This is a genomic window from Streptomyces rubiginosohelvolus (assembly GCF_014649875.1).
Classification (GTDB): domain Bacteria; phylum Actinomycetota; class Actinomycetes; order Streptomycetales; family Streptomycetaceae; genus Streptomyces; species Streptomyces rubiginosohelvolus.
Genome location: NZ_BMTW01000001.1, coordinates 328900 through 345145 on the forward strand (window position 1 = coordinate 328900; position 16246 = coordinate 345145).

Genomic DNA, 16246 nt, shown 5'->3' on the forward strand with positions numbered 1-16246 from the left:
ACGGGCCGACCGTCAGCAACGATACCGGCACACCCGACGGCCCCCACGGGACGGGGGCGTGACCGGGAGGTAGCGTCAGGGGACAGCGAGCCGTCCACCGGGCGGACGAACCGTCCTTCGGGCGGACATGACGAGATGGGGAAGACGTTCACCACATGCCGGACCGACGCCGTCGCACCGCCTTCCGCTTCCCCCGTCCGGAGCGGTCCGCTCTGCTGATGCGGGAACGCCAGTCCTCGTCGCCGGACTCCGGGTCCGCCGGAAAGTCGCCGGACTCCGGGTCCGCCGGGAAACCGCAGGAGGAGGAGAACCCCTTCGCCGCGCCGCCCGCCGACCGGCCGGACCAGCCGTGGCAGCCGCGCCGTCCCTCCGGGTCCCAGGGCCAGGGTTCGGACGAGCAGGACGACAACGGCTCCGGCTCCGGCGGGGACCGCCCGGCCTGGGGCAGCCAGTGGAGCGACCGGCAGCCCGGCCGGGGCAGCGGCGGCTTCGGAGGCCGCCCCGGCGGGAACGGAGCGGGCGGCCCGGGAGGCAAGGGCGGCAACGACCGCGGCCCGGGCGGACTGCGCTGGGACCCCACCGACCCCGCCCAGCGGCGCGCCCGTTACGCGGTGCTCGGCGGTATGTGGGCCTTCTTCTTCGCCCTCTTCGACTTCCCGGAGATCGCCCTGCTGCTGGGCGCGCTCGCGACGTACTGGGCGATCAGCGCGCTCCGCACCCCGCTGAAGAACGCCTCCGCCACGGACCGTACGGCGGTGGACGGCGGCTCGGCGGGTACGCCCGCGAACCCGGCCGCGCCCGGCGCATCCGCGAACCCCGCCGCCCCCGCCCCGCCGTCGAACGTCAGCAGCAGGCAGCAGACCACGGCGGCGGTCGGCGGCCTGGTGACCGCGCTGCTGGCGCTGCTCATCGTGGCGACGTCGTACACCGTGCAGCTGGTCTACCGCGACTACTACACGTGCGTGGACGACGCCCTGACCAAGTCCGCCTCGGTGGCCTGCAACGACAAGCTGCCGAAGCCGCTGGAGCCGTTCTTCGGCGTCAAGGAGTAGCTCCCGGCCCGTCCGGATCCGCCGCACGGCGGTCCGGGACGGGATCGGCGCGATCCGCTCGGTCGGTCGGACCTGCGCGGTCGGCCGTGCGCTCGGCGGGGAAGTCGGCCATCAGGCCGCCGGAGCCCTGCTTCAGGGAGGCCCAACGGGCCTCCCTGGTCTCTTTCCCGTGCCAGGGGCCGCCCTTCTCGTGCCACGGGTCGGTCGGCAGGAAGTCGTACGGCTCGAAGCCGGAGGCCGCTTCGGGGGCCGGTCCCGGGGACGGTACGGAGGAGGCGGCCGGTGACGCCGGACCGCCCGGCCCCGCTTCGCCGTCCTCGCCCGCCGCGCGCCGCCCCCGCCAGGGCGCCCACCACCGGCGCGGACGCCCGGCGTCGTCGCCCTCCTCCTCGCCCTCCCCCTCTTCTTCCACGTCCACCTCGGCCGGCGGGGCCTCGTCCGCCTCCGTTACGTCCCTGCGCCAGGCCCAGCCCGGGGTACGCAGCCGCCACAGGCGCATCAGGAGGGCCGCCGGTACACCGATGACGGCCGTCCACACCAGCGCCGCCGGGCCGGTCAGCCACCACACCGGGCCGAACGCGCTCAGCGCCCCACTGCCGATCGGCCCGCCGGCCACCGCCGTGAGCAGCGCCGTCCCCGCACCGCACGCGAGCGCGGCGAGCAGCGTCACCAGCACCGTCTCGCGCGGGCTCCAGGCCCGGGCGCGGGGCGCGTCGGCGGGCGCGGCCCTGCGTACGGCGAACCAGGCGACCGCCAGCGCCGCCGCCACCGGCACCGCGAGGGCCGCCCAGTTCGGCAGGGCGCCCGGCCCCTGGTTCGGTACCGCCGCCAGCAGGGGGAAGCGGGGCAGCGCGGGGGTTCCGTCGAGGCCCAGCGGGGTGGCGGTGGCTCCCGTACCGAGCGAGAAGCCGGGGCCGAGCCCGTACGCCGCTCCCCACAGCGCGGCGTTCGGCACGAGCGCGGCGGCCAGCAGGAGGACGGCGATCCGCCCCGACCAGTCGCCCGCGAGCCCGAGGAACGCGTCCTGGGTGGCCCCCGCGTTCCGGCCGAGGGCCACCGCGACCAGCAACGCACCGCCCCCGAGCAGCACCGTCAGGCCCGCCGCCGCCGACCGGAAAGCCGCCTCGGCCCTACGGCGGAAGAGCGTTCGCGCGACGGCTTCCTGCACCGCCAGGGGCGACCAGGACGGCGCGGGCCCGAACGGCCGCCCGGCCGCCGTCCACACCCCGGCGGCCGCCGCACCGGCCACCACCAGCGCCACGGGGAACGCCAGGGTGTCCGGGTCCGCGTACAGCGGGCCGCCCCGCGCGTAGGCCGCCGCGCCCGCGACGACCAGCAGGTATCCCGCCGTCACCGCGCAGAACGCGCCCGCCCGCGAAGGCCCGGCCGACCCGTCCCGCGCCCCCTCGTGCACTCCCTCCCGCGGCTCTTCCTGCGACTCCGCCGCATCGCGGGCCGCTCGGTGCGCCAGCCAGACCGGGCCCAGCACGAGCAGCAACGGGACCATGCCGACGGGCGCGGGGACACCGCTCAGGGTGTCGGGCCGCACGAGCCCGGCGCCGTGCGCGAGCAGCCAGACGCCGGCCGCCGCGCGCAGCGCTCCGCCCGGTCCGCTGTCCGGGTAGGGGGAGCTGATCCACACCACCATGACCAGCACCGTCAGCGACCCGAGGCCGAGCCCGGCGGCGACGACGCCCTTCACCAGGGCGGAGACCAGGGCGAGGGTGCGGTTCCGTCGCACCGTCACCTTCGGGGTGCGTTGCGTCATTTGGGTCACGCGGCCCATGCTGCCAACGACACGCGCTTATTTCGCGTAACGCGCGAACAGCCGCCGTGTCGCTCAATATACGTTTATGTACTTTTTCACCCAGCGCGGTGCTGCCGGGGGTCGTCCATGACCCGGAGCACGACCGACGAGGCCGCCGTGCCGCCGCTGCCCTCCCCCAAGGAGCGCCGCAGACTGCGCGAGGCGAAATCGTTGAGCGAGGAGGAGGTGGCGGCGGCCGTCGGCGTCACGCGCGCCACCGTGCGCTCCTGGGAGACGGGGCGCACGAGCCCGCGCGGCCGCAAGCGCGCGCTGTACGCCAAGCTCATCGCCCCCGAACCGGCGGTGAAGCCCTCGGTGGCGAAGCCTCCGGCTGTGACCCCGGAAGCGGCAGCGGCAGCCGTCCCGGAGGCGGCGGTCCCGGCGGCGCCCGACCTGCCGGTTGCCCCGCCCGTGCCCGAGGCCCCGCCCGCAGCGCCACCCGCCGATCCGCCCCCGGCCCCGGCACCGGCACCGAATTCGGACACGCGCTCCGGCGCGGAGGCGCCCGCCGAGCGGCGCGTCTCCCCCGCCGAGGCGTTCGACGAGTTGTACGCCCGCACCGCCCCCGGCCTCGTCCGGCAGACCTATCTGCTGACCGGCCGCCGCGCCCTGGCCCGCGAGTCCGTCGAGCGCGCCTTCGAACTGGCCTGGCAGCGCTGGCCCGAGGTGGCCGTCGACCGGGACCCGGCCGGCTGGGTGCGCGCGGCGGCGTACGAGTACGCGATGTCGCCCTGGCACCGGCTCCGCCGCACACACCGGCAGCCCGACGCGCCGCCCACGGAGCCGGGCAAGCGGGCGCTGTTCGACGCGCTGCTCGACCTGCCCCCGGCCTACCGGCGCACGCTGCTCCTGTACGACGGGGTCGGCCTGGACCTTCCGGAGACCGCGGCCGAGACGGAGGCCAGCACCCCGGCGGCGGCGGGCCGGCTGATGACCGCCCGGGCCGCCGTCGCCGAGCGGCTCCCCGAGCTGGCGGACGCCGCGCCCGCCGAGCAGTCGGCGCTGCTGCACGACCGGATCGGCGGCCTGGCCCGCGCCGAGCACGTCCCCGTACCGCGGCCGGCCCGTGCCGTGCGCACCGGCAGCGAGAACAAGGCCAGGCTGTGGACCCGGGCCGCCGTCGCGGGCGTCGCGCTGCTCATCGCCGTGACCGGGCTGACCCTGCACACCGCGCCCACCCACTACGAGCAGCCGATCTCGCCGCCCGAACGGGTCGGGGGCGTACCGCCGCGCGGTGGTCCGCAGAAGCTCACCGCGCAGGATCTGAAGCTGCAGAAGTCGCTGAGCGAGCAACTGGCGCACGGCCCGGAACGGCTGGTCCCGCGGCTGGAGTGAGCCGGACGGCCGGTACGTACACGAACGGCGCGGGCCCGCACCCCTGATCGAAAGGGGGTGCGGGCCCGCGCCGTGTACGCGTGTCCCTGCGGCCTGCGTCAGGCGCCGAGGATCTCGCGCGCCAGCTTGGCGGTCTCGGTCGGCGTCTTGCCGACCTTGACGCCGGCGGCCTCCAGGGCCTCCTTCTTCGCCTGGGCAGTGCCCGAGGAGCCGGAGACGATGGCGCCGGCGTGGCCCATGGTCTTGCCCTCCGGGGCGGTGAAGCCCGCGACGTAGCCGACGACCGGCTTGGTGACGTTCGCCTTGATGAAGTCGGCGGCACGCTCCTCGGCGTCGCCGCCGATCTCGCCGATCATCACGATGAGGTCGGTGTCGGGGTCGGCCTCGAACGCCGCGAGGGCGTCGATGTGCGTCGTACCGATGACCGGGTCGCCACCGATGCCGACGGCGGACGAGAAGCCGATGTCACGGAGCTCGTACATCATCTGGTAGGTCAGCGTGCCGGACTTGGACACGAGACCGATGCGGCCGGGCTTGGTGATGTCGCCCGGGATGATGCCGGCGTTGGACTGGCCCGGGGTGATGAGACCGGGGCAGTTCGGGCCGATGATCCGGGTCTTGTTGCCCTTCTCGTTCGCGTACGCCCAGAAGGCGGCGGAGTCGTGAACGGCGATGCCCTCGGTGATGACGACCGCGAGCGGGATCTCGGCGTCGATCGCCTCGACGACGGCGGCCTTGGAGAAGGCCGGCGGGACGAAGAGGACGGACACGTTCGCGCCGGTCTTCTCCATCGCTTCCTTGACGGAGCCGAAGACCGGGACCTCGGTGCCGTCGAAGTCGACGGACGTACCGGCCTTGCGCGGGTTGACGCCACCGACGATGTTGGTGCCGTCACCGAGCATGAGCTTGGTGTGCTTCATGCCCGTGGCGCCGGTCATCCCCTGGACGATGACCTTGCTGTCCTTGGTGAGGAAGATAGCCATGGTGTTGGAGTCCCTCGTCCCTTACTTCGCAGCCGCGGCGAGCTCGGCGGCCTTGTCGGCCGCGCCGTCCATGGTGTCCACGCGCTGCACGAGCGGGTGGTTGGCGTCGGAGAGGATCTTGCGACCCAGCTCCGCGTTGTTGCCGTCGAGACGCACGACCAGCGGCTTCTCGACCTTCTCGCCCTTGGACTCGAGCAGCGCGAGCGCCTGCACGATGCCGTTGGCGACCTCGTCGCAGGCGGTGATGCCACCGAAGACGTTGACGAAGACGGACTTGACGTCCGGGTCGCCGAGGATGATCTCCAGGCCGTTCGCCATGACCTCGGCGGAGGCGCCGCCACCGATGTCGAGGAAGTTGGCGGGCTTCACGCTGCCGTGGTTCTCACCGGCGTACGCGACGACGTCCAGGGTCGACATGACCAGGCCGGCGCCGTTGCCGATGATGCCGACCTCGCCGTCGAGCTTGACGTAGTTGAGGTTCTTGGCCTTGGCGGCAGCCTCGAGCGGGTTGGCTGCGTCCTTGTCCTCCAGAGCCTCGTGCTCCGGCTGGCGGAAGTCGGCGTTCTCGTCGAGCGAGACCTTGCCGTCCAGCGCCAGGATGCGGCCGTCCTTGGTCTTCACCAGCGGGTTGACCTCGACGAGGAGCGCGTCCTCGGCGACGAAGGTCTCCCACAGGGTCACCAGGGCCTCGGCGACACCCTCGGCCACGTCGGCCGGGAACTTCGCCTGGGCCACGATCTCGCGGGCCTTGACGATGTCCACGCCGGAGTTGGAGTCGACCGGGACCTTCGCGAGGGCCTCGGGGGTCTTCTCCGCGACCTCCTCGATGTCCATGCCGCCCTGCACCGAGGCCATGGCCAGGAAGGTGCGGTTGGTGCGGTCGAGGAGGTACGAGACGTAGTACTCCGCCTCGATCTCCGGGGACAGCTCGGCGATCATCACCTTGTGGACCGTGTGGCCCTTGATGTCCATACCGAGAATGTCCGTCGCCCGGGCGACGGCCTCGTCGGCGTCGCCGGCCAGCTTGACGCCGCCGGCCTTGCCGCGGCCGCCGACCTTCACCTGCGCCTTGACGACAGACTTGCCGCCCAGCTTTTCGGTCGCCTCGCGGGCTGCCTCAGGCGTGTCGATGACTTCACCGGCCAGCACCGGTACACCGTGCTTGGCGAAGAGGTCCCTCGCCTGGTACTCGAACAGGTCCACGCGCGTCCGTCCCTTTTAGTGGTCTCGCGGTTCGTTCTTCTGCGTGGGCGTGCCGCGAAGGGCAACGTGACTGCGCTGTCACTAGGGAGGCATACACGGTGTCCGCGTACGCGGCATGTCCATCCGGCAGGTTATCCCCGCGCTCCGCGTGACCCTAAATCGCAGATCACACCTGAGCGGTGATAACGGTCACAGAGGGTGGCCCTTCCCGGCCCCGGACGGGGCTCGCCGGAGGTCGGGAAGGGCTGTCGGGGCACCGGAGCACCCGGCCCGGGTCCCCTGGGGCCGGTGTACTCCGGTGCAGTGAATCGCTACGGCGCGTGCGCCGTGAGCGCCCCGCTCGTCCGGTTACCGCCCGGGCGCCACGTCCGTGACGAAGGACGGGGTGACCGAGGTGAGGCCCTGGGCGCCGGTGGCCGCGTCGGCGACGGCGGGACGGGCGTCCTCGCGGACCGTGTCCGTCAGACCGCCTGCGAACGGCCGGGCCTGCGCCCCAACGCCCTCGGCCAGCGGCTGCACCCGGGTGGTGACCCCCTGGGCGAACGGCGCGACCGCGTCGCCGGTCAGCCCCTGGGCGAGCGGCTGCACCTCGGACGCGACGCCCTCGGCGAACGGCACGGCCGCACCGGTGACGCCGTACGCCAGCGGCTGGACCTCGGTCGTGACGCCCTGCACGAAGGGGGCCGCGGCGTCGCCGACGACTCCCTGGGCGAACGGCCCGACCTCGCCGACGACGCCCTGCCCGAGCGCGCCGACGTCGCCGACCGCCTGCCCGACGACCGGGACGGCGACACCGACCGCACCTGCGGCGAGCGGCGGCAGCACGGAGTCGGACGTCTGCTCGACGACGGGCCCGGCCTCGGCCAGCGCACCCTGGACGGCGGTCGGCACCTGGCTCTGCGCGTAGCCGGGGATCTGCTCGATCGGCCCGAAGAGGTAGTCGATCTCGTCGACCGGTGCCGCCGGGACCCGCACGTCGGGGAACCGGGCGTCGGGAATGCCCGCGTCGGGGAACTGAGCGTCGGGGATCTGCGTGTCCGGGAGCTGCGCGTCGGGGAGGTGACCTGCTCCGGGCACCTGCTGTACGTCACCGAGCTCCGGGACCTCGGCGGTCTGCGGGAACCCCGGGGCCTGCGGCGCGCGCACCTGCGACGGGAGGCTGTCCCGCACGTCGGCCGCACCGGCGCCCTCGACCGCCTCGGTCGCCTTGTTCCCGGCCTTCGTCAGGGTGTCCTTGACGTCGCCGGCACGGTCGACGGCCTTCGCGTCGGTGACGGCCTTGGCTTCCTTGACCACCTCGGCGTCGGTGACGTCCTCGACGACGTCCGTCGCGTCGGGGGTCTCGGCCCCCAGGTCCGGGGTGGACAGCGGTACGGACACGGGCAGCTCGGCCGCGCTCGCCGCGGCGGTGCCGAGCGCCCACATACCGGTGGCGGTGGCGGCGACGGCTATGGATCGGCGCATGTTCTTGTGCATGGGTGTGTCAGATCCTTCGAAGATGTTCGGCTGTCCGGAGGATTCATCCGGACGCGGGCAGACCTGTTCCGCCCCCGCGCGGCAGGTCGAGGCGGGGGAACGGCCTGCCCTAGCCGGGGAATTCGAGGATCTCGCCGGATCTGTCGGTGATCGGGGCGGCGGTCGCGGGGAGCCCGGCTCCCCGGACGAGCGCGGCGTACGGGCCGCCCGGGACGGGGGCCGCGTGCAGGTCGCCGCCGCGCGGCCCCTGCGCATCGGCCACAACCGTGCGCACGAGGTCGCCGCAGGGGGCGAACGGCGCACGGTCCCGCGTGGGCGGGAGCGTCGGCGTGGGCGCGGAGAGCTGCGCGTGCCCGGCGTCCAGCGTGCCGGACCGGTCCGGCACGGCCGGGGCGAGGCTCGGTGCCCCGGCGCTCGGGTCCTGGCCGGCCAAGTGCTCGGCCGAGGCGTCCGCGCCGGTGTCGCCCGGTGTGGTGGAGCCCTCGGCATCACGGCCGGCGCCCGGAACGGACGGTGCCGGCGCACCCGGTGCGTCCGGGTCACCGCCGGGCACGGTCAGCTCCGGCAGCGCGGAGAGGAGCGGAGGGAGCCCCGGCAGGGACGCCACCAGCGGCCGCACCTCCTCGGCGATCCGGTCGACGGCGTCGCCCGCTCCCCCGACCACGGGGGCTACGGAGTCGACGGGTTCCGTGGCCGGTTCCGCGGAAAGGGCCACGCTCGCCTTCCGTACGGTCTCGGGCTGCGCGGGGCGGTGCTGCGTCGGCCCGTCCTGTACGGGCCGGTGCTGCGCGGCCCGGTCGGCCACCTGCTCGACGACCTGATCGGCGACCGAGTCCACACTCTTGTCCACGACCTGGTCGGCTCTGTCCACGACCTGGTCCGCTTCGTCCGCGACCGGGTCCACACCCTTGTCGGCGACCCGGCGGACCGGGGGCTCGACTGCCGTGCGGTCGAGGTCCTCGGGAACCGCGCCCTCTCGAACCGCACTCTCCCGAACCGCGTCCTTCGGCACGACGTCCGCCACGGAGGCGGTGAGCCCGCCCGGTTCCGGACGCTCCTGGGCCTCCGCGCGGCCGCCCGCGAGAAGCCCCAGGGCCAGCAGCCCGCCGAGGAACAGCACCACCTGTACCGCGCGACGCCCCGCCGTGCCGCGCGCCGGGCGCGGATCGACGGCTGCGCGGGCAGCGGCGGTTGCGGTCACCTCGGGTGGGCTCCTGGTACGCAGGCGGGTGGAGGCGGAGGGCGGCGGAATGCGCCCCTCCGCGAACGACGGTGTCGATGCTTGCACGAGCCCGTGGGGGTCACGCAAGTCCCTGGCTACGGTTGGTACTCCTTGTCCGGTATGGGCAGTGGTCTCTTCTCGATCGCCGCCGCCATGACGTCCGGGAAGAGATCCGGCGTACAGGCGAACGCGGGTGCGCCCAGCGCGCCGAGCGCCGCCGCGTGCTCGTGGTCGTACGCCGGTGCTCCCTCGTCGGAAAGGGCGAGCAGCGTCACGAACTGCACGCCGGACTCCTTCATCGCGGCGACCCGCTTGAGCATCTCGTCGCGTATGCCGCCCTCGTAGAGGTCGCTGATGAGGACGACGACGGTGTCCGCGGGGCGGGTGATCCTCGACTGGCAGTAGGCGAGCGCCCGGTTGATGTCGGTGCCGCCGCCGAGCTGGGTACCGAAGAGGACGTCGACCGGGTCGTCGAGCTGGTCCGTGAGGTCGACGACCGCCGTGTCGAAGACGACGAGCCGGGTCGAGAGCGTGCGCATGGAGGCGAGCACCGCCCCGAAGACCGAGGCGTAAACGACGGACGCGGCCATCGAGCCCGACTGGTCGACGCACAGAACGATGTCCTTCTTGGCGGACCGGGAGGAGCGGCCGTAGCCGATGAGGCGCTCCGGCACGACCGTGCCCGTAGGCGTCGCCCCTGTCTCCCCGGCCGTCGTCGCGGCGTCCGGTGCCGGGAGCGTCAGGTAGTTCTTGAGGTTGGCCCGGATGGTGCGGTCCCAGTCGATGTCCCGGTGGCGGGGCCGGCTGATCCGCGCCGAGCGGTCCAGGGCCCCGGTCAGGGTGGCTCTGGTGCGGCTCTCCAGCCTCCTCTCCAGGTCCTCGACGACCTTGCGGACGACGGCGCGTGCGGTCTCCTTCGTCGTCTCGGGCATCGCCTTGTTGAGGGAGAGCAGGGTGCCGACGAGATGGACGTCCGGCTCGACCGCCTCCAGCATCTCCGGCTCCAGCAGCAGGGCCGACAGGCCGAGCCGGTCGATCGCGTCGCGCTGCATGACCTGGACCACGGAGCTGGGGAAGTAGGTCCGGATGTCGCCGAGCCAGCGGGCGACGGAGGGCGCCGACGCGCCGAGCCCCGCCGAACGGCCGCCGGTGCCGCGGCCGTTGGGCTTCTTCCCGGCGCCCCCGCCGTACAGCGCGTCCAACGCACCGTCCATCGCCGCGTCCTGGCCGGTGAGGGTGCGTCCCGTGCTGTCGGCGCTGTCGGCCCCGAGCACCATCCGCCAGCGCCGCAGCCGTTCGGCGTCGGGCGGGGTGTCCGAGGCCGTGGCCGTCCGTTCCGTCGTCCGCTCCGCGGTCTCCCCCGCCGTCTGGCTCATCGGGTCCGTCCTCGTGGTCGTCCTGGTCGTCGTCATACGGCCGCCTCCACGGGCTCGGGCGGGTGGCCGAGCAGCAGGCGCAGCACCGGTTCGACCGCGTCGGCCCGGGCCCGGTCGAGACCGGGGCCGAAGCCTCCGGTCGCCGGGGTGGCATCGTCGCGGCGGGCGCCCTCGGGAACGGGGCCGCGCCGGACCAGCTCGCCGAGGGTGCGCCGCACGCCCGGTTCGTACGCGGAGAACGTGCGGCGCAGCAGCGGCAGCACATCCGTGAACTGGTCGGCGGGGACACCGGTCAGCCAGGCGTCGACGAGGCCGAGCAGCCGCTCGTCGTGGACGAGCAGCATGCCGCCGCCCGACGCGCCGCCGACGAACCCCTCGATCCAGGCGGCGGCGTCGGCGGGCGGGGTTCCGGGCGAGAGCGCGAGACCCATCAGCCGGGCCGCCTCGTCCTCCGCCAACCGCCCTTCGTCCAGGAGCAGCCGGGTGGCCCGGCCTCTGATGGCTCCGGCGACCGCGTCCCGGGCCGCCAGCTTGTGCAGGACGGCGTCCCAGCGCTCCCGCAGCCCCGTGCCCGGCTCCGCCCCCGTGTCCAGCAGGCCGATCGCCCCGTGCACCGCCTCCACCTGACCGCGCAGCGCCTCGGCGCCGTCCGGGTCGAGGCCGGTGCAGGCGGGCGGCAGGCCGACGCAGATCCGCTCGGCGAGTCCGGCGGCGACCTCCGCGAGCGCCGCCGTGTCCGTGGAGCGCACGTCCCCGTACCGCAGGGAGCGGGCCAGGGCGGGCAGCGCGTCCGCGAGGTGGCCGACGTCGGCGTCGAGTGCGGCCCGGTCGGCGAGGGCCTTCATCACGACGGGCAGCGCGTCGGGCAGTTCGGCCAGGAGGCAGTGCTCGGCGAGTGCCGTGGCTTCGGCCAGGGCGGTCGCCGCCACGGCCTGCGACGCGGCCTTCGCGGTGGCGGCGGTGAGCACGGTCGTGCCCCATACGCCTGCCTCCGCGACCCGGACGTGCAGTTCCGGTTCCCAGCGAAGCCGCCAGCTCTCCCGGAAGGTGCCGGTGCTGCCCCGCCCCGCGACCGGGTCGCCCCAGCCGACGTCGAGGAGGCGCAGCCGGTGCAGGAGGCGGCTGCGGGCGGCGTCGGTCTCCTTGCGCAGGTCGAGGTCCAGCTCACGTTCCGACGCCTCCGGCTTGAGCCGCAGGGTGCGCTGGCTGCGGGTCAGGTCCCGTTGCAGCGGGACGGCCGGGGCGGTGTCCGGCACCTCACCGAGGCTCTCGCCGACGATCAGCCGGTCCCGGACGAGGGCGAGCGGGACGTCGGACCCCTCGCACATGACGGCCCGCACGGCGTCGGTCGTCTCGCCCAGGCCGGCCAGCGGGCGGCCCCGGAGGGCGGCGAGGGTCTCGGCGAGCCGGACGGCCTCGATGACATGGGCGGTCGAGACGAACCGGTCCTCGCCGCGCAGCAGTCCGGCGACCTTGGTCATCCAGCGCTCGATCGGCCGGTCGGCCGCCTCGAAGAGGTGCCCGTACCAGCCGGGCGAGTCGATCCCGGCCCCGTATCCGCTCCGCCGGGCGAGGCGGCGGTGGGTCCACGGCACCCAGGTCAGATCCGTTTTGACCTTCGGCAGGCCCTTGAGCAGGGCACGGTCGGCGGCGAGGGTGGTGCGCGCGGAGAGAGCGGGAACGTGCCAGGCGCCGCAGACGACGGCGACGCCGTCCCCGAACTCCTTGCGCGCGGTACGCAGCTGGATCCGCATGTACGCCTCGCGCACCGCGTCACGCGGCTGCCCGCCGTCGCCGTACGCCTCGCGGAGCGCGCCCATGGCCTCCGCCAGCGCGCCGAACGGGGCGAGGGCGTCGCCGGGCGCGCCCTCGGAGGGTGTTGCACCGCCGCTGGCCTCTCCGGTGGGCGAGCGGTGTTCGACGACGTCCTCCCACCAGCGCTCGGGGTCGTCGTATCCGGCGGTCTCGGCGAGCACCCGGATCGGGTCGACGACCGGCGTGATCTCCTCCTCTTCCGCTGCGCGCTCCGGTCCCTCCACCGGCTCCTCGGGCGCGGTTTCCTTGAGCGCGAGGGAGTGGGCGGCGGGCAGGTCGATGAAGCGGACCGGGACGTCGTGGTCGAGGGCCCAGCGGATGGCCACCCACTCGGGCGAGAACGCGGCCATCGGCCAGAACGAGGCCCGCCCCGGATCGTCCACGGCGTGCGCGAGCAGCGCGACGGGCGGACGCATGTGCGGGTCGGCGGCGAGGGGCAGCAGCGCGTCGCCCTCGGGCGGCCCCTCGATGAGGACGGCGGCCGGGCGGGCCGACCGGAGCGCGGCGAGGACCGCACGGGCCGACCCGGGGCCGTGATGCCGCACCCCCAGGAGCCAAGGCCCGGCGGCCGGTCCGGTCGCGGTGCGGTCCTGCGGCGCGGCGGCGGCCATCGCCGCGCCGCTCATGCGGACACCTCGCGGCAGGCGCGGTAGAAGTCCTTCCAGCCGTCCCGCTCGCGGACCACGGTCTCCAGATACTCCTGCCAGACCACCCGGTCCGCCGCGGGGTCACGGACGACCGCGCCGAGGATGCCGGCCGCGACGTCGCCGGGGCGCAGGACGCCGTCGCCGAAGTGGGCGGCGAGCGCGAGGCCGTTCGTGACGACGGAGATCGCCTCGGCGGTGGAGAGCGTGCCGGAGGGCGACTTGAGCTTGGTGCGCCCGTCGGTGGTCACCCCGTCGCGCAGTTCGCGGAAGACCGTCACCACACGCCGGATCTCGGTCAGGCCTTCCGGGGCGGCGGGCAGGTCGAGCGAGCGGCCGATCTGGTCGACGCGCCGGGACACGATGTCGACCTCGGCTTCCGGGGTCTCGGGCAGGGGCAGCACCACGGTGTTGAACCGGCGGCGCAGGGCGCTGGACAGCTCGTTGACGCCGCGGTCCCGGTCGTTGGCCGTGGCGATGAGGTTGAACCCGCGGACGGCCTGGACCTCCTGCCCCAGCTCGGGGACGGGGAGCGTCTTCTCGGACAGGATCGTGATGAGCGAGTCCTGCACATCGGCGGGGATACGGGTCAGCTCCTCGACCCGGGCGGTCATGCCCTCGGACATGGCCCGCATCAGCGGGCTGGGCACCAGGGCGTCGCGGCTGGGGCCGTGGGCCAGCAGCTGCGCGTAGTTCCACCCGTAGCGGACGGCTTCCTCGGGCGTGCCCGCGGTGCCCTGCACGAGCAGCGTCGAGTCACCGCTGACGGCGGCGGCGAGGTGCTCGGACACCCAGGTCTTGGCCGTGCCGGGGACGCCGAGCAGGAGCAGCGCCCGGTCGGTGGCGAGCGTGGTCACGGCCACCTCGACCAGGCGGCGCGGGCCCACGTACTTCGGGGTGATCACCGTCCCGTCCGGCAGGGTCCCGCCCTGCAGATAGGTGGCGACGGCCCACGGCGACAGCCGCCAACGGGCGGGCCTGGGACGGTCGTCGGCGGCCGCGAGCGCCTTCAGCTCGTCGGCGAACGCGTCCTCCGCGTGCGGGCGCAGCACCTGGGCGCCGGCCTCCGGCTCGACGGCATCGGTGGTGTTGGACACGGTCATGGCTCCCCCTCCAGATCGGTCGACCTGATCTGGTTACCACCGTGCACCATGCCACTGACAACGGGCCCTGACCGCAGGTCAGAGCCCGTTGGCGAGCGGTCGCCCCCTCCCCCGGAGGCCCGTCGGCCGGGTCGGCCGACCAGGGCGGATCGGCCCGGTCAGCCCACGATCGGCGACACGGCGACGCAGCCGCCTGCCGTGAGCATGCCCTCGCCCTTCGCCTCCTTGATGACCTTGCCCTTGTAGGTGATGGAGCAGGTGACGTCGGCGCCGCCCGCGTCCAGGGCGATCGGCGAGACGGCGGGCGGCATGATGCCGCGCAGTTCGACCGTCTTCTTCCACGGCAGGGCCGGCTTGGTGACGGTCTCCAGCTTGGGCTCCATCGCCTCGCCGCCACCCCCGTGGTACGTGATCTCGTCGACGCCCGTGCCGGTGACCTCGTACGTGACCTCGTAGGTCTCGTCCACGGTCTTGTCGACCGCCTTGCCGACCGCCTCGTCCACGGACTCGGCCGAGCAGGCCCCGAGTCCGAGCACGAGGACGGCCACCGCGAGGGCGCGGGTGGTGCGGGTGGTGCGGTTCATCTGGGATCCCCCCTGGATCGGCCCGGGCACGGATCCGTTCCGTACGCGGAGACCGCAGAGAAACGCAAAGGCAGGGCAAAGTCAAATCTCTCCTCGGACCGCGGCTTCGCAGGTCGGAGCAGGATCGGAGCAGGTCGGAGGGGATTGTCAGTGGCGCCCCCTACCGTCGGAGACATGCAGCTATCTCACGGGGGAGAGTCCTCGCCCACCGGTGCCCCGGTGGCGCGCTGGTCGGTGGAACAGGTGCTGGCCCTGGCTCCTGACGCGGCATCACGCAAGGCGGGCACGCGCCTCGGCGCGGCGGGTCCGTGGTCCGGCACGGGGTCCGACGCGTCGGGGGCGGTGTGGGGCCTGTGCAAGGGAAGCGGAAGCACGCCGTATCGCACGGTGGTCGACACCACGGGGCCTGCCTACGCGTGCAGTTGCCCGAGCCGGAAGTTCCCGTGCAAGCACGCGCTGGGGCTGTTGCTGCTCAGGGCGTCGGACGACGGCGCGTTCCGGCCCGCCGAGCCCGCCGACTGGGCCGAGGAGTGGCTCGCGGGCCGACGCGCACGCGCGGCGCGGGAGAGCGGTCCTGCGGCGGGCGGCGACAGCGCGCGGGGCCCCGCCGACCCGGCCGCCGCCAGAAGGCGGGCGGAGCGCCGGGCGGAGCGGGTCACGGGCGGTGCCCAGGAGCTGGAACAGCGCCTGGCCGACCTGCTGCGCGGCGGACTGGCCGCGACCGACCGCTCGGGGTACGGCCTGTGGGAGGAGACCGCGGCCCGCATGGTCGACGCCCAGGCCCCCGGCCTCGCCGCCCGGGTGCGGGAGTTGGGCGCGATCACCGGGTCCGGACCGGGCTGGCCGGTCCGGTTGCTGGAGGAGTGCGGCCTGCTCCATCTGCTGGACACGGCCTGGCTCGGCCGGGACCGGCTGCCGGATCCACTGGCCGCGACCGTACGGACGAGAGTGGGGCTGCCCGTGTCCGCCGAAGGCCCCCCGGTCCGCGACCAGTGGCTGGTCCTCGCGCAGTACGACACACCCGACGGCAAGATCGTCGCCCGCCGGATCTGGCTGTACGGGCGGGGGTCGGGCCGCACCGCTCTGCTGCTCTCGTTCGGTGCGGCGGGCCGGTCCCCGGCGCAGGCACTGCCGGTCGGGGCAACCATCGACGCCGAGCTGACGCCGTATCCGGGCGGCGGGCAGCTCCGGGCGGAGCTGGGCGAGCAGTTCGGGGCCACGACCTCGGCCGGTCCCCCGCCCGGGATCGCCGCGGCGGCCGCACCGGCCGTCTACGGGAACGCCCTGCGGGACGACCCCTGGCTGGACGCCTGGCCGGCCACCCTGCGCGATGTCATACCCGTGCCGTCCAAGGACGGCTGGCAGCTGGCCGACGCCCACGCGGTCGCCCGTACCGACGCCCATGCCGAGACCCACGGAGGCACCCGCACCGGATCCGCGCTGCCGATCGCCCCGGCCGCGCTGTCCCGGCCGGGCCTGTGGAAGCTCGTCGCCCTGTCCGGCGGCGGCCCGGTCACCGTGTTCGGCGAGATCGGCCACCGCGGCTTCGAACCCTTCGCGGCCTGGGACCCGGGCGAGGAGGAGGAAGGCGCAGGCACCACGGGCGGGCCGGTCGTCCAACTGGTCTGACCCGGGCCAGTGGGCCG

General features: G+C 74.3%; 12 protein-coding genes. 3 read left to right on the plus strand and 9 right to left on the minus strand.

The features are described from left to right. The first annotated feature begins 155 nt into the window (after nt 1-155). Nucleotides 156-1052 (plus strand): hypothetical protein, encoded by an 897-nt coding sequence (locus tag IE134_RS01485; RefSeq protein WP_030708999.1) that lies wholly within the window; start codon nt 156-158, stop codon nt 1050-1052. On the opposite strand, the gene IE134_RS01490 is transcribed toward IE134_RS01485, so the two are convergent. Continuing rightward, entirely contained in the window at nt 1042-2820 is a 1779-nt protein-coding gene (locus IE134_RS01490; protein WP_189429911.1) for a cell division protein PerM, read from the minus strand. The two genes, IE134_RS01485 and IE134_RS01490, sit on opposite strands and share 11 nt — an antisense overlap. Before the next feature lie 126 nt (nt 2821-2946). Here IE134_RS01490 and IE134_RS01495 point away from each other — a divergent pair, with 126 nt between their 5' ends. Continuing rightward, a complete protein-coding gene (locus tag IE134_RS01495) occupies nt 2947-4194 on the plus strand; it encodes a helix-turn-helix domain-containing protein (RefSeq protein WP_030709005.1) in 1248 nt (415 codons plus the stop codon). 98 nt (nt 4195-4292) lie between these two features. On the opposite strand, the gene sucD is transcribed toward IE134_RS01495, so the two are convergent. From sucD to IE134_RS01535, 8 genes are all read right to left on the minus strand, one after another. Then, the gene (gene sucD, locus IE134_RS01500) at nt 4293-5177 is read right to left on the minus strand and encodes a succinate--CoA ligase subunit alpha (protein ID WP_006126995.1); all 885 of its coding nucleotides are present in this window, start codon (nt 5175-5177) and stop codon (nt 4293-4295) included. Nucleotides 5178-5198: 21 nt separating this feature from the next. Further along, the gene (sucC, locus tag IE134_RS01505) at nt 5199-6380 is read right to left on the minus strand and encodes an ADP-forming succinate--CoA ligase subunit beta (RefSeq protein ID WP_030709007.1); all 1182 of its coding nucleotides are present in this window, start codon (nt 6378-6380) and stop codon (nt 5199-5201) included. Between the two features lie 348 nt (nt 6381-6728). Next, a complete protein-coding gene (locus IE134_RS01510) occupies nt 6729-7856 on the minus strand; it encodes a hypothetical protein (protein WP_189429408.1) in 1128 nt (375 codons plus the stop codon). A 109-nt stretch (nt 7857-7965) separates the two neighbouring features. Beyond that, nucleotides 7966-9057, minus strand: a complete 1092-nt coding sequence (locus tag IE134_RS01515; RefSeq protein ID WP_189429410.1) for a hypothetical protein — start codon at nt 9055-9057, stop codon at nt 7966-7968. A gap of 116 nt (nt 9058-9173) precedes the next feature. Further along, a complete protein-coding gene (locus tag IE134_RS01520) occupies nt 9174-10454 on the minus strand; it encodes a VWA domain-containing protein (RefSeq protein WP_030709011.1) in 1281 nt (426 codons plus the stop codon). 32 nt (nt 10455-10486) lie between these two features. Then, nucleotides 10487-12895, minus strand: coding sequence for a DUF5682 family protein (locus tag IE134_RS01525; RefSeq protein ID WP_189429412.1), 2409 nt, complete (start codon nt 12893-12895; stop codon nt 10487-10489). Further along, a complete protein-coding gene (locus IE134_RS01530) occupies nt 12892-14016 on the minus strand; it encodes an ATP-binding protein (protein WP_030709016.1) in 1125 nt (374 codons plus the stop codon). The genes IE134_RS01525 and IE134_RS01530 overlap by 4 nt, the downstream gene beginning before the upstream one ends. Nucleotides 14017-14174: 158 nt before the next feature. After that, a complete protein-coding gene (locus IE134_RS01535) occupies nt 14175-14600 on the minus strand; it encodes a hypothetical protein (RefSeq protein ID WP_030709018.1) in 426 nt (141 codons plus the stop codon). A 174-nt stretch (nt 14601-14774) separates the two neighbouring features. On the opposite strand from IE134_RS01535, the gene IE134_RS01540 reads away from it, so the two are divergent. Continuing rightward, entirely contained in the window at nt 14775-16229 is a 1455-nt protein-coding gene (locus IE134_RS01540; protein ID WP_050513579.1) for an SWIM zinc finger family protein, read from the plus strand. Nucleotides 16230-16246: the final 17 nt, after the last annotated feature.